Source organism: Algoriphagus antarcticus (assembly GCF_002150685.1).
Taxonomy (GTDB): Bacteria; Bacteroidota; Bacteroidia; order Cytophagales; family Cyclobacteriaceae; genus Algoriphagus; species Algoriphagus antarcticus.
This window is the reverse complement of record NZ_MSSW01000027.1, coordinates 87644-105029: the sequence shown is the minus strand read 5'-3', so window position 1 is coordinate 105029 and position 17386 is coordinate 87644. Positions and strand designations below refer to the sequence as shown.

Genomic DNA, 17386 nt, shown 5'->3' with positions numbered 1-17386 from the left:
AATTAATTAGTGTTCAACATAACCTGTCTTGGTACGCTGTACCCAGATGATGATTCCCAAAATCATAAATGCCCCAACAGGAGACACCATTAATCCATTCGTGGCCAATGTGAAGTCCGGTCCAAATAAACCAGAGATATAATCGTAAATAGGCAGACCAAACAAAGATCCTGAGCCAAACAATTCTCTAAAGAATGCAACGGCTAATATAATCCAAGAATACCCCAAAGCAGATCCAAATCCATCCAATACTGAGTCGTATGGTTTATTGCCCATAGCAAATGCTTCCAACCGTCCCATGACGATACAGTTGGTAATGATAAGTCCTACGAAAACGGATAGTTCCTTATACATATCAAAGGCGAAAGCCTTCAATAACTCGTTTACCAAAGTTACCAAAGTGGCTACTACGGCTAGCTGTACTATAATTCTAACACGTCCAGGAACAGTATTTCTCATCAAAGAAATCACGAAGTTGGACATAACAATCACAAATATTACAGCTATTGCCATAACAAGCGTAGGTTTCATCTGGGTAGTAACTGCCAAAGCAGAACAAATCCCCAATACCTGAATTGTCACTGGATTATCATCCACTAAAGGATCTGATATTAATTTCTTCCTTCGCTTAGACAATAAAGCCTCGGCGGGCTTTTTCGCAATCGCTTTTTCTACAGTTTCAGCACTCATGTCTTTAAAATTCTTGAGTTGATAATTTGTTTAAAGTACAGCTACAGTGGTAGATGACTTTTTAGTTTCTATGTAAGCTTGATAATAACCAAGATAGTTCTCGAGCATATTATTAACACCTTTTGCAGTAATCGTAGCACCTGACATTCCGTCTACTTTGTGTGGACTTCCGGAGTAATCATAACCTTCACCCTTTTGCATCTCTACTGCTACTAGATTTCCAGATTCGTCATAGATTTCCTTTCCAACGTAGCGAGACTGTACTTCTTGTTCAGTAATCCGTGCACCAAGTCCAGGTGTCTCACCAGCATGTGCTAAAGTGATACCTCCTACAGTATTCATATCGGTATCCAAAGCTATATATCCCCAGATAGCATTCCAAAGTCCTGCACCATAAAGTGGCAAAACGTAATTTGCTACATCTTCTGGATTGCCTTCAGCATGATAAATATAAACCGGAAACAGTCTTTCCTCTTTTGGCTTCTTATAATTTTTGGCTATGTCCACAGTCTCAGCTGTCACTGCGACTCCATCTCGCTCTTTCACTTCCTTACCATTGATATCTACTACAATAGTAGATACTCTGCTTTCATAATATGAGTTGACTTCTTCCGGAGTCATTACAGCAATCTCTTCTCCAGGGATCAATGCACCAAGTATCTGCTTTTTGTTATCTAAAGCCATAGCTTCCTTCTGCTTAGGACCTAACACCTGCGAAGTACCTGACAGAAGTAATCCCAAAACCACCGTCAGTATGACGGAGAACGTAATAATATATGTATTAGACTGTTGCACGTTGTAACCTCCTTGTTTTATTTGCCTTAACTATATAATAATCGATGAGTGGAGCGAACACGTTCATGAATAGAACTGCAAGCATGATTCCCTCAGGATATGCTGGATTAGTCACTCGAATGATCACAGTTAGGATTCCGATCAAAAGACCGTATATCCATTTGCCTGTTTCTGTTTGTGAGGCAGATACCGGATCAGTTGCCATAAAGACGATACCAAATGCCAAGCCACCCATTACCCAGTGATATTGAGGAGGCAAAGCCATGTATTCATTTACCGCCAAAAGATTCATTACAAATCCCATGATATAAGCTCCTGCAAAACCGGAAACTATAATCTTCCAGCTACCTACTCCTGTTCCTATTAGAATCAGGGCTCCTACCAAAGCCATTAAAGTTGATGTCTCACCAATTGAACCTGGAATCCACCCCATAAACATATTTGTAAAATTGAATAGACTCTGATTGAGTGCTTCCACATTATGCAAATTCAATGCTTCTACAGCAGACTGGGTTCCATCTACACCTGCATTATACACTACAGCAAGAGCTGTAGCTCCAGAGAAACCATCCACTGGCGTCCTATCTCCTAAGTAAGTCCAAACCTGATCACCGGAAATCTGTGCAGGATAAGCGAAATACAAGAATGCTCTTGCCGTCATAGCGACATTAAGAATGTTCATCCCGGTACCACCAAATACTTCTTTTGCTATCACTACTGCGAATACAGTAGCCAAAGCAACTTGCCACAGGGGCGTAGTAGCTGGCACAACCAATGGAATTAGCATACCGGTTACCAAGAAACCTTCGTTGATTGGGTGCTTTCGTATCACTGCGAAAATCGCTTCTACAATACCACCAGCTGCATAAGCAACAATAATGATAGGTAAAACCAACTTTACTCCGACCCAGGTTTTGTCACCAAAATCTTCCCAAAGTCCTGTAGTCCCGCCAGTAGCCAAAAAATGCTGATGGCCTGTGTTATAAATACCAAACAGCAAACATGGAATCATGGCGATTACCACCGTGATCATCATTCTCTTTAGGTCAATGGCATCTTTTACTTGTGCACCTTTGATACCTGTAGTATGCTTAGGGCTAAACATGAATGTCTCCCCTGCCTCAAATGCGTAATATAGACTTTCAAGCTTTCCACCTTTTTCGAAAAGTGGCTTCTGCTTGTCCAATAAATCTCTTAGAAACTTCATATGGATTAACTGTATTGGATTAATTCAATTCCTTTTCTCACCAACTCCTGCACGGGATGCTTTGACACATCCACAAACTCACAAAGAGCTAAATCTTCTTCCACGATCTCATAGATCCCCAATTCTTCTATTTCGTCATAATCCTCCGCCATAATGGCTTTCAAAAGATAAACTGGAAGTATATCCATTGGAGTAACTGATTCAAAAACACCAGTCTGCACGAATGCTCTTTCTTCTCCTCTGCCGTTGGAATCCAAAACGAATTCTTTGTTTGGAGTAAGGAAAGAAAGCAACCCAAGTGCTCTATGGTAGCTCAATCTAGTGGTAGGCTTTGCCCAACCCATGAATTCGTAGTAATCACCTTCTGGAATTACTGTAATCTGGTTGTGATAAAAACCAAGAAAACCTTCCAATGAAATCTTTTCTCCCGTCAGGACATTTCCAGATACCACTCTTACATGACCTGAATTAAGATTTCCTTTCACGAAAGTAGAAACACAAGCTCCGCTGTAAGTCTTTACATAAGCAGCCTTAGTCAGTTCAGACCCGGTAACAGCGATAACTTTCGAAGCATCGTAAATACCTTCCAAAATAAATTTGCCGATCTGAGCTACTCCAGAAGGAGAGACAGTCCAAGCAATTTCACCTTTGTTCATAGGGTCAAGGTGATGAATCTGAACGCCTACATTACCAGCAGGGTGTGGGCCAGAGAACTTATTCATTTGTGCGCCTTTCAAATTTGAAAAAACCGCTGGAACAGCCTTAGAACCATCAATATTCAAATGAACCTTGCCACTTGTCAGTTTAGCCAATGCCTCTATGCCTGCCTGAAGATATCTCTCTTGTCCCTTCAACGCAAAAGCACAATCAGGAGCCAAAGGATGCGTATCAAAAGCAGATATGAAAATACTCTTCGGAGTATCAGCAGGATTTGCTACTACACCGAAAGGTCTTTGGATGATATTTGGCCATATACCACTTGCCGCCAATTTAGCTGCTAAAGCATCTCTATCCAGAGAAGCAATATCAACTTGACCAAACTGCTCGTAAGTGATGGTAGCATCCGCCAAAATACTGACTTCAAGTAATTTGCGACGATCTCCACGCTTCACTTCGACAACTTTGCCGGAAACAGGAGCCGCATAAATTACTTGATCCAATGCTTTGTCGATCAGGATTGGAGTACCTGCCTTTACGGTATCTCCTTCATTGACTAGAACTTTTGGGCGTTGGAGCCCTATAAAGTCTGTCGGCTTAATTGCGAAGGTTTGCGCCCGGGCGAAATCAGCAAGCTCTTGCTTAGCCTTTCCCACCATGTTGATGTCAAAACCTTTCTTAAGCTTCACTATTTTAGACATATCTGTTTTTGAACTATGAGCTTTTGAAAAACGCCCCAAATCTAATGAATAACCTTTTTAATTTGAGGGTATATGAACTTTAATGTTTGAACTTTTGGAAGAATGGCATCCTGACTTTTTAAATATCTCTAATTTATACTGAAAGAACTCCTTCTTCGAGTGATTCCACATAGGATTTGACTTGCTCCATCAACCACATTGGGGTAGAAGTTGCTCCACAAATCCCAACTTTTTCATCTTTTTGAAACCAGTCAGGATTTATTTCTGTCTCGTTTTCTATGAAGTAGCTTCTTTCATTTTGCCCAAGACAAACTTGATACAATGCTTTTCCATTGGAGCTTTTTTTGCCTGACACAAACAAGATCACGTCATTTTCCTGAGCATACCTGTGTAATTGTGGTTCACGATTAGAAACTTGACGACAGATAGAATCATTTGCGTTGAAAGTCTCCCGACTCAATTCTTTTTGAGTGGCCTGGATTCGCTTTTCTATTTTCTGGGAAATCTCATAAAAGCCTTTGGTGCTTTTGGTAGTCTGACTGAAGAGGGTCACTGGTCTGGTAAAATCTATTTTTTCCAAATCAGCGTCTTCCATCACTACTATGGCTTTTTCCAGTGTCTGACCAGTCAAGCCAATTACTTCTGCGTGGCCTTTTTTGCCATAAATCACAATTTGACCTTCCTCACGCTCCATCTTGTCGAAAGCGCTTTTCACTCGATGTTGCAGCTTCAGCACAACTGGGCAAGAAGCATCAATCAACTCAATGTTATTTTGTAGGGCAGTTTTGTAGGTCTCAGGCGGCTCACCATGCGCACGAATCAATACCTTGCAGTCATGCAATCCTGAAAGTTCCTCGCGATTTATCACCACCAAACCTTTTGCGCTTAGACGAGAAACCTCCATGTCATTATGGACGATATCGCCTAGGCAATACAGCTGGTCGCTTTGCTCCATCTCATCCTCTGCCATTTTGATGGCAAATTCGACGCCGAAGCAATACCCAGAGTTTTTATCAATGGTTACCTGCATAGCTTTCTTGTTTATCAATGATTTGTCTTGCCGCGTGCACAATCTTTGCTACCTGCTCATCAAAGGAAATATCACTTGTATCTATTTCGATCGCATCAGCCATCTTTTTCAATGGACTCTCTGATCTAGAAGAATCTATTCTGTCTCTTTCTGCCAAGTTTTTCTTGATGGCTTCCAATTTGACAAGTTCACTCTTTGACAGCAATTCCTGCTGCCGTCTTTCTGCACGTATGTCCAGATTGGCAATCATAAATACTTTTAATTCCGCCTCAGGAAATACTACTGAGCCAATGTCTCTACCGTCCATGACTACTCCCTTTTTTTTCCCAAGCTTTTGCTGCTGGGTCACTAATATCTTTCTTACAGCTCCTACAGTGGCTATTTCACTTACTTTCTCAGTGATGCGCATAGTTCGGATCTTTTTATCAACATTTAACCCGTTCAGATAAGTTTCCTGATGGCCTGAGTCGGGATTAGTGTGAAAAGAGACCTCAAATGACCCCAATGCTTTTTCCACATCGTGTGGGTTGGTAGGAGAAAGGAAATTGTCCAAAAAATATAAAGTCGCCGCTCTATACATGGCTCCGGAATCAATGTAAGTGTATCCCAGATCCTTTGCAACTGCTTTGGCCGTGGAGCTCTTCCCACATCCCGAATATCCATCAATGGCGATGACGATTTTATTCATTCAAAAAACCCGCTTGATTCGTTTTTTTATTACTGCGCAAATATAGTAGTTTTAATCTAAACCTATCTCCAAACCGTGGAATCGAATCGCTTATAAAGATTCTCTCCATTTAATTTTCCAGCACATTTCTATGCAGATCCAAGGTCAATTCGTAGACATCCCAAACCGTGAAATCTATTCTGTTTCTCTCAGTTTCATGGAAGGCAAAATATCCAAACTGGAGAAAATCGAAGCTGATCCATCCTTGCCTTATTTAATGCCGGGATTTATCGATGCACACGTGCATATAGAATCTTCTATGCTTGTCCCTTCGGAATTTGCCAGACTTGCCGTAGTTCATGGTACGGTGGCCACAGTCTCCGATCCGCATGAAATCGCCAATGTTTGTGGTATGCAAGGAGTCGAATATATGATCGAGAATGGAAAACAGGTTCCTTTCAAATTCTATTTCGGAGCTCCTTCTTGCGTTCCTGCTACACCTTTCGAGACAGCCGGCGGAGAAATCGATTCAGCGGATATAGAAAATCTGATGTCTCGTCCTGAGATTCATTACTTGGCAGAAATGATGAACTGGCCTGGCACAGTGAATCGGGATGAACTGGTGATGGAGAAAATCCGAATCTCAAAGAAATATGGAAAACCAATAGACGGACATGCTCCTGGACTAAAAGGAGAACTTGCAGAAAAGTACGTAAATGCAGGGCCAAGTACCGATCATGAGTGCTTTACGGCTGAGGAGGCTTTGGGGAAATTAAAGCTCGGGATGAAAATCGCTATCCGTGAAGGTTCCGCTGCGAAAAACTTCGAGGCGCTGATAGATCTCATCGATAGATATCCTGAGATGATTATGTTTTGCTCGGATGATAAGCATCCGGATAATCTGGCGGTTTCACATATCAATGAACTAGCCGCCCGAGCTATTGCAAAAGGCAAGGATGTATTTAACGTACTTCAGGCAGCTTGCCTAAATCCAATCGCTCATTACTCTCTAAATGTGGGACAACTCAGAGAAGGCGATCCTGCAGATTTTATTCTGGTGAAAGACTTAAAAGATTTCCAGGTCATCAGCACCTATATAAATGGAGAGAAAGTGGCAGAAAATGGAAAAACACTGATTCAGCCTATCCAGAACGACATCATCAATAATTTCCATACTTCTCTCAAAAAACCCGAAGACTTTCAGATCAAAGCAAAAGGGGCTAAAGTCAGAGTGATAGAAGCCTTGGATGGGCAATTGATTACCCCAGAAATCTCCGGTGAGATTCTAATCAAAGATGGATATGCAGAATCAAATCCTGCCAAAGACATCTTGAAAATCACAGTGGTGAATCGCTATCAAGATGCTCCGCCAGCTGTCGCATTTATCAAAAACTTTGGGTTAAAAACTGGAGCAATTGCATCTTCCGTAGGGCATGACTCTCATAATATCATCGCAGTAGGAATCGATGATGAATCCATCTGCAAAGCTGTCAATCTGATCATCAAAGCTAAAGGCGGAGTTTCTGCAGTTTCTGGAGACCAAGAAGATATACTTCCTCTACCTGTCGGAGGAATCATGTCTGCATCCGACGGCTACGAAGTTGCAGCCGCTTACACCCGAATAGACAAAATGGCGAAGGATATGGGAGCAACCTTAAATTCTCCTTTTATGACACTGAGCTTTATGGCTTTGTTGGTGATCCCAGACTTGAAGTTGAGTGACAAGGGATTGTTTAATGGGCAGCGGTTTGAGTTTGAGGAGGTTTTTATTTCGTAGTAAGAAAAAACCTGCCAGATTTTCAAAATCTGGCAGGTTTAGTTGGTCTATACTCCGACGTAAAGTGGAATTCTATCACAGAATTATTGTCAATCACCATTTTAATAATGGCCTATTTAACGGGCAGCAGTTTGAGTGTGAAGACGTGTTTTTAAAAGCTCACTAGTCCTCCATGTTTATGAAAAATATGACCGACAATCTTGTATCTCAAATTAAAAAAGCTCATTCTATTGGAAGTATAGTGACGATGATCTGCTTTGTAGCAAGTTTCCTTATAAGCAGAGTTAATGGTTTTAAATTCCTAATTCTCCCAATACTTATCATCGTTTCATTAACGATTATTATATCTACTTTTTACCTTATAAAAAGCCTGAAACACAAGGAAAAAATCGAAAAACCACTCAACAATAACATTGCGTTCATCGTCCGAATACTCGTAAACGTAGCAATACTTGCACTTTATCTCTATTAAGAAAAGTGAAATTCTTAATACTCCGAAGTAAAGTGGAATTCTATCTCAGGATGATTATCAATTACCATCTGAAACGAATGTTTTTCATGGACATAAATTTAAGTTTGAAACCTTATTTTTTACTGATTTCTAATTCTTTAAAATATTTTTATAAATCAGTTGATTTTTTACCCTCCCCTACCTATACTGCTAGTGATCTATTGGCCAACTGATAGGGAAGACGAATCCGCTTACTCAAAGGGGTTTTCTAAGTTAAATTTTAATTAAAATGAAAAAATTAATTTTATTTTCGGGCGTATTGGCGATGAGCACATTTGCATTTGTCAGTCCTTCAATGGCAGTCGAAGATTGCACAAGATGTAGCTCAGGCAGTGATGAGTGCTCAAGAGTAATTTCCGAAGAAGAGAATGAGGAAGGTGACCCCGTTACCACTATCCATATTTTCTACGGCAAAGCAAGCCCATGTTAAATCATTTTAACCTTTGGTGGGAAAAGTTTTCTCGCCATTTTTTACAATCCTATGAAAAAGATTTTCGCATTTATACTAATTCTATCTTCTTGTACTACTTCAAGGGATTCGGAATCCTTCTTCAATGACTTCCCAAAAGAAATAGACCTAAAAGGTGAATATTTAGGTTTCTCAGCTAAGTTAAACCAAGCCTTTGATATAGAATTAGCAAATAATCAGTTAATAGTTTCAGATCCAGATGAATTTCATTTTAAAATATTCAATCTAGATAACAGCAATAGCTTACGTAGATTTGGGAAAATCGGAGAAGGGCCTTGTGAGATAATCTTCCCTACTACAATTCAAAAAATAGGGTCTGAATCAAATACAATTGGATTATATGGTAGAAAAAACTGGAAGTATCAAGAAGTAGATATTAAGGTCGATAGTGATATAGCCATAGATTCCTGTTTTAATCAAACATCTAAGTCATTCAATTTCAATTATCAAAAACTACTAAAAATAGGTGATTCTACCTTTTTTGGTACTGGAATATTTGATTTAAAATTTGCATTGGCAAAAGCAAATTCTAATGAAGTTGAAGTCTTGGATATCCCCTACCCGTTCACGGATGGAAATGCACAGTTAGGTAATATTCCAATGAGTCAACAAGGAGATCTTATTTTAAAACCATCTGGAGATAAAATACTATGCACCACTAAATATGCTCCATACTTTGAAATATTAAATATTAATGGAGATACGGAGATAAAATCTTCTTATGTATTTGAAGGTTGGGCTCCAGAAACAAAACCTAATGATGATGAAAAAAGCATATCTTCAAACCTTAATCAGGAAAACAAATTTGGTTTTATATCAAGCTCAGTAACAAATAATTACATCTATCTCCTTTTCTCTGGAAAAGATTTCTCCGTCGATCCTTATCTAAGTGAAATAATGCTAGTATATGATTGGGAGGGGAATAAAATAAAGAGATTGAATTTGGATCATGAAGTAGAATTTATTACTGTTTCAAGTGATGATGACTTTCTAATATCCTATCATGATGATGGGAAGCCCAACTTGACCCGCTACGAATTAGATTAACTTTAAACTTCTTAAAAAACCCTCCAGATTTTAAAAATCTGGAGGGTTTTTCATATCAATACTCCGAAGTAAAGTGGAATTCTATCTCAGGGTAATTATCCATTACCATCTGAAGCCAGGCTTTTGACTCGGCCATAAAGACCAGTTTACCGTCTTTATCATGGGCGATGTGACGGTTTTTGGAGCGAACAAATTCATCCAACTGCTTTTTGTCCTTGCTCGTGATCCAGCAGGCTTTGTATAGGTTCATCGGATGAAATTCTACAGTAGCATTGTATTCGTTTTTCAATCGGAACTGGATTACTTCAAACTGAAGTTGCCCGACTGTTCCGACTACTTTTCTAGAACCCATATCGAAGGTGAATAGCTGCGCGACTCCTTCCTCCATGAGTTGCTTCAAGCCTTTTTCGAGCTGCTTAGTCTTCATAGCATCCTTATTCACCACTTCTCTGAAAATCTCCGGGGAGAAACTTGGGATCCCGACAAACTGCATGTCTTCTCCATCAGTCAGTGTATCCCCTATCTTTAGATTCCCTGTATCATACAATCCCACAATATCTCCCGGATATGCCTCGTCGATCATTTCCTTATCCTGAGCCATAAATTGCGTTACATTGGAAAAGCGCAAGGGCTTCGGCCCTCTTACGTGATTGTAAGGCTTATTTCGCTCAAAAGTTCCTGAACAAATTCTCAAGAAAGCTATTCTATTTCGGTGATTCGGATCCATATTCGCGTGGATCTTAAATACAAAACCTGAGAACTTCTTCTCGTCAGGCTTGACTTCACGATCCTCCGTTCTGCGGCTCTTCGGAGCTGGAGCTATTTTGATAAAGGTATCCAGCATCTCATTGATGCCGAAGTTATTCACTGCTGAGCCAAAGAAAACCGGCGCAACTTTTCCCTCCAAATATTCAGTAGGATCAAACTCAGGATAAACTCCCTCGATCAATTCCACATCTTCACGCAGTTGGTCTGCATAGCTCTTTCCTATTAATTTTTCCAATTCTGGATCATTCACATCTTCAAATGACTGACGAACATCACTAAGCTTTCGCTGCGATGGGGTAAAAAGATTGAGTTTATGATCAAACAAATTGTAAACTCCTTTGAAGCTTTTCCCCATGCCAATAGGCCAGGAAAGTGGGCGGCACTGAATGTTCAACTTCTGTTCAACTTCTTCGATCAACGAGTAGGGATCGCGCCCTTCTCTATCGAGTTTGTTGATAAAACAGATCACCGGAGTATTTCTCATCCGACAAACTTCCATGAGTTTCTCCGTCTGAATCTCCACTCCTTTCACACAGTCAATCACCATAATTACAGAATCGACTGCAGTAAGTGTGCGATAGGTATCTTCAGCAAAATCCTGGTGACCGGGGGTATCAAGTAAGTTGATCTTGATGTCTTTGTATTCAAAACCCATGACAGAAGTCGCTACGGAGATACCTCTTTGCTTTTCTATTGCCATCCAATCCGACTTGGTAGCGGTATCGATTTTATTCGATTTCACCGCGCCTGCCGTCTGGATAGCACCACCAAAAAGCAGCAACTTCTCAGTCAAAGTTGTCTTGCCTGCATCAGGGTGAGCAATAATGGCAAAGGTTCTACGCTTCTGGATTTCTTCTTTCAAACTCATGGGGCATGTATTTCAGCGGGCAAAGGTAAGGAAAAAAGAGCGAAGGGAATTTTAGAATTTAAAATTGAAAAATTGAAAATTCCCGCCTGAGGTTCCTCTTTGGCAAACTTCATCATTCGCTATTCGTCGGTCGACATTTATTATTAAAAAAATGGAAAGAGCTAAGCAACAATTTTCGATTACGAGATTTTCCTCAGTGTTAACAGCAAACTACAATTCTGAGCTTTTTGAAAAACTAAATGGGGTATAAAATGGTAGGTAAGGATTGAGGTTCCAATTGCCCTCGTAAATCGTAACTCAAACTTCGTAAATCACAAAGGTCAATACTCTAGTATTCCTTCCGTAATAAACTGCGATGCCCCCTCATGACTTCCATGAAGTAAAATCCTGAAAGTGGTCCCCTTGCCAACTTCGGAGTTTTTAACATAGATTCTCCCTCCGTGATAGCCCTCTACAATTCGCTTCGCAAGGGTTAAGCCCAATCCCCAACCTCTATGACGTGTGGAAAATCCAGGATTAAAAACGCGCTTGTACATTCGCTTTTCCATGCCTTTGCCTGTGTCGGTGATATCGATAATAACATACTTGTCACTATCCTGTAAAATTTCTATGTCGATTCTCCCTTTGCCCTTCATTGCATCCACTGCATTCTTGCAAATGTTCTCGACCACCCATTCAAAAAGCGGCTTGTTCATCATGGCATCCAGATCTTTGGAATCTGCATGAATATTCATGTCAACTTTCGTGGAAATCCTAGGCCTCAGGTAATTTATTGTCTCTTCGATCACCTCGTAGACATTCCCAGACTGGATCACGGGCTTACTTCCAATGCTGCTAAATCGCTCCGTCACCATCCGCAGCTTCACCACGTCCTTATCCATCTCCATGATGATCTCCTTATTTTCTTCCCACACAGGCGAATTTCTCAAGTAATCTATCCACGCCATCAAAGAAGCAATTGGGGTTCCGAGCTGATGAGCAGTCTCTTTGGTCAGTCCAGCCCACACGCGATTTTGCTCTGCGATTTTATTTTGGTTGAAAAGTGCATAAGCCAGCATTCCAAATACCAAAATAACTCCCAATTGGACGTAAGGATAGTATTTCAGATTTATCAGCAATTCTGAGTTTCTATAATATATCTGAATATCCGCTTCTGGAAGTAATATTGGCTCGTATTCAGCACGCATCTCAGCAAGCTCCCTTACTAGCGTTTCGACAGAATCGGCTGCACTTGCATTATTCTTAAAAGGGATATTTCTGAATTCGATGGGGTTATCGGAATCATCCACCATAATAATGGGGATGGAGTAATTTTGCTGAATAATCTCCTGATTAATAAACGTGAGATTCTCCGCAGTAGTAGCAGCGTACTCCAATGCGCTGGAGAGAAGTTCTATTTGTCGCCTCTCTCGCTCCCGCAACTCCTCCACAAGGCTATTAGTGTACCAGATCGAGCCTGCACCTATGATTAAAGACGCGGCAACCACAATCCATTTGACTTGCTTCTTGTTGGTGTAAAAATCTAAGGAGGTGAGGTCTTGAAATCTTTTTTTCATTAATCAAACTTGAATTACTACCGTTACTAACTCCTCAATCAAATAGATAGTATGACTAAGAGATAGATTTTATCAGCAGGGAAAATATATACCTACTAAGTAAATTTATACTTTAATTCAAGCCGAGAAAATTTACCATCAAAAATATAGATACGAATGACATAGGATTGGAAATCAAAGAAAGTGAGATTTTGTTAGAAAAGCTTCATCATTCAAGAGAGTGGCTTAAGATGTTTTCAGAACACCCAATACAGAAAAGAAAAATCCGGGTTCATAGCCCGGATTTTTTGTTATTTATCTCCTGCTTATGGAAAAGCAAGAAAGCCCATTCTGAAATCAATTATTGGTTTTGATCCACTTCCAAAGTGTTTTGTAGCTGGGTTTGGTGCCATGCATCAGGATTCCAATTCTATATATTTTTCCCGCCACCCAAGTAGTGAATAGAAATCCTACAATCAAAAGTCCCATGGACAATGCCAGTTCCCAAAGAGGCACACCGTAACTAACCCTTCCCATCATCGCGATAGGCGAAGTCAGCGGGACGACAGAAAGCCAAAATGAAGTAGTACTATTTGGGTCATTCAGCACAAATACAAACAAGCCCATGTAAGCAACAATCAATGGAATAGTCACTGGCAACATAAACTGCTGTGCGTCAGAAGGCGCATCTACCGCGGAGCCTATCGCTGCAAATAAGGCCCCATAAAGCAAGTAGCCCCCCAAGAAATAAAACACAAAGCTGAATGCAATCTGCACGTAATTAATTCCTGAGATCACCAGAAGTATATCAACCATCTCCGTGTTCTGTGCTATGCCTTGAGCCAATTCTGGGTTGGCTAATTCCATCGCTTGCTGCTGCGGCATTTGCATCCCCAGAATTCCTGTTACAATCGTAGTCAACGTGCCGATGAGCACTATCCAGATCAAAAGCTGTGTGAGCCCTACGCCTGCGATACCTATGATTTTACCCAGCATCAGCTGAAACGGCTTGAGCGAGGAAACCAATATCTCAACGATTCTACTAGACTTTTCCTCTATAACACCCTGCATGATCTGATTGCCATAGATGAAAATGAACATGTAAATCAAAATCCCCGCTACGAAGCCAATCGCATAATTCACAGTGGCATCGCTGACAGTTTCTGTGCCCTCCTCATCTAGTGTGATAGACTTGATCGCTACTTTTGTGCGGACATCATTGATGATTTTGGGGTCTATACCACTTTCAAAAAGCCGTTGTTCCTCGATTTTCTTTCGAAGATTATTTTCCAAGTAGCTGATCAAACTCATACTTGGGTTCTCCTCTCCATAAAATGAAATTCCAGTGGGGTCTTTGATGTCAAATTTTGGAATGTGCAGAAAACCATAGCGATTTCCATCTTGTACTAGCTGTTTGGCTTCCTCATGACTTGCATCGGAAAATGAAAAAGCGTACTGCTCCGAACTCTCTAGGAAAAACAACTTATTATCATCTACCACTTCGATAATCCGAAGTGCTTGATTATCGTCTTCTTGCAGAGCAATCCACACGAAAACCCCCATAATGGCAGGGAAAATCAATGGAGTCAATAAGGTGACGAGTAAAAACGATTTCTTTTTGACGCGAGAAACATACTCCCGCTGAATCACTAACCAGATCTTATCCATTTTCTGTTGACTTTACCTGGTGAATAAAAATTTCCTCCATGCTCGGAATTAGTTCCTGAAACCGGTTCACTTGTCCGTATTGCATCAATTCATTTAGAAGTTCATTGGGATTCTTGCCGCTGAGTGGAAGTGTAAAACTATAGCTCCCTTCGTCTTCCTTAGATATCCACTCAGTAGGTAAATCTCGTGTAAGGTGATCCAAAGTGACAGAATAAACCTCTGGTCTATAGATGGATTTTACCTTTTTAATCGTGCCATCCAAGATTTTCTTAGAGCGATTGATCATAGCTACCTGGTCGCAAAGCAGTTCTACGGATTCCATTCTATGGGTACTGAGAATGACTGTCGTGCCCTTGGCTTTAAGTTCCAAAATCTCATTTTTGATAATCTCCGCATTTACAGGGTCAAAGCCTGAAAAGGGCTCATCAAGAATCAAAAGTGGTGGATTGTGGATTATGGTAGAAATAAACTGGACTTTTTGAGCCATCCCTTTGGAGAGATCCTCGATTTTCTTGTCCCTCCAAGTCTCCATTTCTAGCTTTTCAAGCCAGTATTTGATCTTTATCTTAGCTTCCTGCGGACTTAGCCCTTTGAGTCTGGCAAAGTAAAGCATCTGATCCCAGACTTTCATTTTCTTGTACAGCCCTCGCTCTTCAGGTAAGTAACCGATTAACCCGATATGTTTTGGAGCCAGAAGTTCACCCCCTATATAGACTTCACCACTATCTCCATCTATAATCTGGTTGATAATTCGGATTAGAGTAGTTTTTCCAGCACCATTTGGCCCAAGAAGACCAAACACGACACCTTCAGATACATTCAAATCTACATCCGTCAGCGCTTTATTGGCTCCATAGGATTTATTAAGCTTTTCTATTTTCAGCATATTTCAAAAAGTAGGGATTAATTATTCTACGATTAACGAACCGACGCCAACATCAACGATCAATTCCATCAATCTCGGATCGGCAGCATCATAGCCCTTGGTGACGTAAGTTCCTTTTTCTAAAGTTTTTAAATATTTCGGCAAGGAAGTTTTACACATCGCCGTTGTTCTCATTTTTATTTTGATGGGAAAAGAATCCGAAGGTAAATGTATGTGAACTGATCCTGCACCTACAGCAGCGATCACATGGCTTTCATTGTGCATTCCTTCCGAAAAATTCAAATCTATTTTACCGTAATTCACCTCAAAAATCATCTTTTTGGCATTAGTGAAATTCGCATTAGTTATCACCACTGTCCCCATATTCAAAGTGACTAAGAGCGTATCCATTTGAACCTGATTTGGAGAATCGCTACTATAACGTATAGTGACATCAGCACTGGCACTTTTCACTTTAAGCTGACTGATGGTGAGATTTGCCAAGTCAAAATCTGACTTGCCCATTCCCAAATTGAAGTCTAAATGATACAGATAATTAGTGCTCAGAGCTACATTCCAGCTATGATCAAAGTCATCTGAGGATCCGGAAAAAAGTTTGGAAGTAATACTTTTGCCCAAGTTTTCAGACTCCACATTCTTATGGATCAGAGAGGTCTGAAGTATATTATTTGAGATTTTCTGTGAAAAGACAGGGAGAATATTCGTTTTATCGAGATGACCGTGAATGTAAACAGGGTCAGAGGATTTGGTTCTCTTGAGCTGGGTGCTACTCTTATAAGTAGTGAACTCAAGAGCAACCATATCAAAACCGCTTTTTTCTATGGCTTTAAACTCCTTAACAAGTTGCGCCTTACCCACAGCCACCCATCCAATCATCATCAGAAAAAGCAGACACAATTTTCTAAGCATACGGTAAGGTTACGAGGCGACATTGAAAAGGTTTTTTAAAAATATAAAAAAAGCCAGAATTGCTTCCGGCTATTTTTATATTTAAAAGAACTCTTTCATTTTGTCAAAGAATGATTTTTCGCTATTTCCTGGATCGGGTTTGAAATTATCAGAATCCCTAAGACCTTCTAAAGCTTCTTTTTCTTCTCGAGACAAATGAGTAGGAGTCCACACATTTACCATAATTAACTGATCACCTTTGATGTATCCATTTATATCCTTGATTCCTTTACCTTTCAAGCGAAGCATTTTACCACTTTGGGTTCCCTGATCTATCTTGATCTTAACTTTCCCTTCAATAGTAGGCACTTCAATAGAAGCTCCAAGAGCGGCGTCAATAAAGGAAACATATAGATCGTAAATAACATTGTTGCCATCGCGCTGAAGAACTTTGTCTTCAATTTCCTCAATAACAATAAGTAGATCACCGGCAATTCCACCTGGGATTTCATTTCCTTTTCCAGACATACTTAGCTGCATTCCTTCAGCTACACCACCCGGAATATTGATGGAAATTACTTCCTCCTTTATCAAAAGCCCTCTGGCATCTGCTTCAGCTGGTTTTTTGTCAACTATCTGACCACTACCACCACAAACGCCACATGTACTGGCCGAAACCATCTGTCCGAGCATGGTATTGACTACCTTCTTCACTTGACCTGATCCTTGGCAAGCAGAACAGGACTTAAAGGTCACCCCATCAGCGATTAGATGGCGTTTTACTTTAATCTTCTTTTCTACACCATTGGCGATCTCGGCTAGAGTCATTTTCATCTTCACACGAAGATTTGTACCTTTTTTGGTACGTCGGCCTCCGCCACCGCCATTGAAGAAAGAACCGAACCCTCCTCCACCGCCTCCGCCGAAAATATCGCCGAATTGGGAGAAGATATCATCCATATTCATTCCTGCGCCGCCATATCCTCCGGCACCGCCAACACCTTGATGACCAAATTGGTCGTATCGTTGCTTTTTCTCTGGATTACTCAGGACCTCGTAAGCCTCAGCTGCCTCTTTGAATTTATCTTCAGCTTCAGGATTGTCAGGATTCTTATCTGGGTGAAATTGAATCGCTAGTTTCCTATATGCTTTTTTTATTTCATCAGCAGATGCGGACTTCGTAACTCCAAGTACTTCGTAATAATCTCTTTTTGCCATAATA

The 17386-nt window shown here is 40.5% G+C and carries 15 protein-coding genes; 3 read left to right on the top strand and 12 right to left on the bottom strand.

Annotation, left to right across the window (positions count from 1 at the left end):
• Positions 1 to 6: 6 nt before the first annotated feature.
• From BVH04_RS10695 to cmk, 6 genes are all read right to left on the bottom strand, one after another.
• A complete protein-coding gene (locus BVH04_RS10695) occupies positions 7 to 690 on the bottom strand; it encodes an NADH:ubiquinone reductase (Na(+)-transporting) subunit D (RefSeq protein ID WP_086541463.1) in 684 nt (227 codons plus the stop codon).
• A gap of 30 nt (positions 691 to 720) precedes the next feature.
• Complete coding sequence (gene nqrC, locus BVH04_RS10690) at positions 721 to 1485, bottom strand: NADH:ubiquinone reductase (Na(+)-transporting) subunit C (protein ID WP_086541462.1); 765 nt, start codon at positions 1483 to 1485, stop codon at positions 721 to 723.
• Complete coding sequence (locus BVH04_RS10685) at positions 1472 to 2692, bottom strand: NADH:ubiquinone reductase (Na(+)-transporting) subunit B (RefSeq protein WP_086541461.1); 1221 nt, start codon at positions 2690 to 2692, stop codon at positions 1472 to 1474. The genes nqrC and BVH04_RS10685 overlap by 14 nt, the downstream gene beginning before the upstream one ends.
• Positions 2693 to 2697: 5 nt before the next feature.
• Positions 2698 to 4050, bottom strand: coding sequence for a Na(+)-translocating NADH-quinone reductase subunit A (locus BVH04_RS10680; protein WP_086541460.1), 1353 nt, complete (start codon positions 4048 to 4050; stop codon positions 2698 to 2700).
• Between the two features lie 133 nt (positions 4051 to 4183).
• Positions 4184 to 5080, bottom strand: a complete 897-nt coding sequence (locus BVH04_RS10675) for a 4-hydroxy-3-methylbut-2-enyl diphosphate reductase (protein WP_086541459.1) — start codon at positions 5078 to 5080, stop codon at positions 4184 to 4186.
• On the bottom strand, positions 5064 to 5768 hold the full coding sequence (gene cmk / locus BVH04_RS10670) for a (d)CMP kinase (RefSeq protein WP_086541458.1): 705 nt from the start codon (positions 5766 to 5768) through the stop codon (positions 5064 to 5066). Before cmk ends, BVH04_RS10675 begins: the two co-directional genes overlap by 17 nt.
• 130 nt (positions 5769 to 5898) lie before the next feature.
• On the opposite strand from cmk, the gene ade reads away from it, so the two are divergent.
• The 3 genes from ade (at position 5899) to BVH04_RS10650 (ending at position 9551) form a co-directional block, all read left to right on the top strand.
• The gene (ade, locus tag BVH04_RS10665) at positions 5899 to 7524 is read left to right on the top strand and encodes an adenine deaminase (protein ID WP_086541457.1); all 1626 of its coding nucleotides are present in this window, start codon (positions 5899 to 5901) and stop codon (positions 7522 to 7524) included.
• Positions 7525 to 8264: 740 nt separating this feature from the next.
• Positions 8265 to 8465, top strand: a complete 201-nt coding sequence (locus BVH04_RS10655) for a hypothetical protein (protein ID WP_086541455.1) — start codon at positions 8265 to 8267, stop codon at positions 8463 to 8465.
• Between the two features lie 51 nt (positions 8466 to 8516).
• Positions 8517 to 9551 carry a BF3164 family lipoprotein gene (locus BVH04_RS10650; RefSeq protein ID WP_086541454.1) on the top strand — a complete coding sequence of 345 codons (1035 nt, stop codon included), beginning with the start codon at positions 8517 to 8519 and terminating at the stop codon, positions 9549 to 9551.
• Between the two features lie 55 nt (positions 9552 to 9606).
• Here the strand turns inward: BVH04_RS10650 and BVH04_RS10645 are convergent, their stop codons facing one another.
• The 6 genes from BVH04_RS10645 to dnaJ all read right to left on the bottom strand — a co-directional run bounded on the left by BVH04_RS10645 (position 9607) and on the right by dnaJ (position 17382).
• Positions 9607 to 11187, bottom strand: coding sequence for a peptide chain release factor 3 (locus BVH04_RS10645; protein ID WP_086541453.1), 1581 nt, complete (start codon positions 11185 to 11187; stop codon positions 9607 to 9609).
• A 320-nt stretch (positions 11188 to 11507) separates the two neighbouring features.
• Positions 11508 to 12743: a sensor histidine kinase gene (locus tag BVH04_RS10640; RefSeq protein WP_086541452.1), complete on the bottom strand. Its 1236-nt coding sequence runs from the start codon at positions 12741 to 12743 to the stop codon at positions 11508 to 11510.
• Positions 12744 to 13079: 336 nt separating this feature from the next.
• Positions 13080 to 14390 (bottom strand): ABC transporter permease, encoded by a 1311-nt coding sequence (locus BVH04_RS10630; protein ID WP_086541450.1) that lies wholly within the window; start codon positions 14388 to 14390, stop codon positions 13080 to 13082.
• Entirely contained in the window at positions 14383 to 15276 is an 894-nt protein-coding gene (locus BVH04_RS10625; RefSeq protein WP_086541449.1) for an ABC transporter ATP-binding protein, read from the bottom strand. The genes BVH04_RS10630 and BVH04_RS10625 overlap by 8 nt, the downstream gene beginning before the upstream one ends.
• 21 nt (positions 15277 to 15297) lie before the next feature.
• A complete protein-coding gene (locus BVH04_RS10620; protein WP_240510899.1) occupies positions 15298 to 16185 on the bottom strand; it encodes a DUF4097 family beta strand repeat-containing protein in 888 nt (295 codons plus the stop codon).
• A gap of 81 nt (positions 16186 to 16266) precedes the next feature.
• Positions 16267 to 17382, bottom strand: coding sequence for a molecular chaperone DnaJ (gene dnaJ / locus BVH04_RS10615; protein ID WP_086541448.1), 1116 nt, complete (start codon positions 17380 to 17382; stop codon positions 16267 to 16269).
• Positions 17383 to 17386 lie beyond the last annotated feature (4 nt).

Coding starts and splice junctions, on each gene's coding strand:
- BVH04_RS10625 (WP_086541449.1), bottom strand. CDS start 15,276: ATGCTGAAAATAGAAAAGCTTAATAAATCCTATGGAGCCAATAAAGCG.
- BVH04_RS10680 (WP_086541460.1), bottom strand. CDS start 4,050: ATGTCTAAAATAGTGAAGCTTAAGAAAGGTTTTGACATCAACATGGTG.
- BVH04_RS10695 (WP_086541463.1), bottom strand. CDS start 690: ATGAGTGCTGAAACTGTAGAAAAAGCGATTGCGAAAAAGCCCGCCGAG.
- BVH04_RS10640 (WP_086541452.1), bottom strand. CDS start 12,743: ATGAAAAAAAGATTTCAAGACCTCACCTCCTTAGATTTTTACACCAAC.
- BVH04_RS10630 (WP_086541450.1), bottom strand. CDS start 14,390: ATGGATAAGATCTGGTTAGTGATTCAGCGGGAGTATGTTTCTCGCGTC.
- BVH04_RS10685 (WP_086541461.1), bottom strand. CDS start 2,692: ATGAAGTTTCTAAGAGATTTATTGGACAAGCAGAAGCCACTTTTCGAA.
- cmk (WP_086541458.1), bottom strand. CDS start 5,768: ATGAATAAAATCGTCATCGCCATTGATGGATATTCGGGATGTGGGAAG.
- BVH04_RS10645 (WP_086541453.1), bottom strand. CDS start 11,187: ATGAGTTTGAAAGAAGAAATCCAGAAGCGTAGAACCTTTGCCATTATT.
- BVH04_RS10620 (WP_240510899.1), bottom strand. CDS start 16,185: ATGCTTAGAAAATTGTGTCTGCTTTTTCTGATGATGATTGGATGGGTG.
- dnaJ (WP_086541448.1), bottom strand. CDS start 17,382: ATGGCAAAAAGAGATTATTACGAAGTACTTGGAGTTACGAAGTCCGCA.
- BVH04_RS10655 (WP_086541455.1), top strand. CDS start 8,265: ATGAAAAAATTAATTTTATTTTCGGGCGTATTGGCGATGAGCACATTT.
- BVH04_RS10650 (WP_086541454.1), top strand. CDS start 8,517: ATGAAAAAGATTTTCGCATTTATACTAATTCTATCTTCTTGTACTACT.
- ade (WP_086541457.1), top strand. CDS start 5,899: ATGCAGATCCAAGGTCAATTCGTAGACATCCCAAACCGTGAAATCTAT.
- BVH04_RS10675 (WP_086541459.1), bottom strand. CDS start 5,080: ATGCAGGTAACCATTGATAAAAACTCTGGGTATTGCTTCGGCGTCGAA.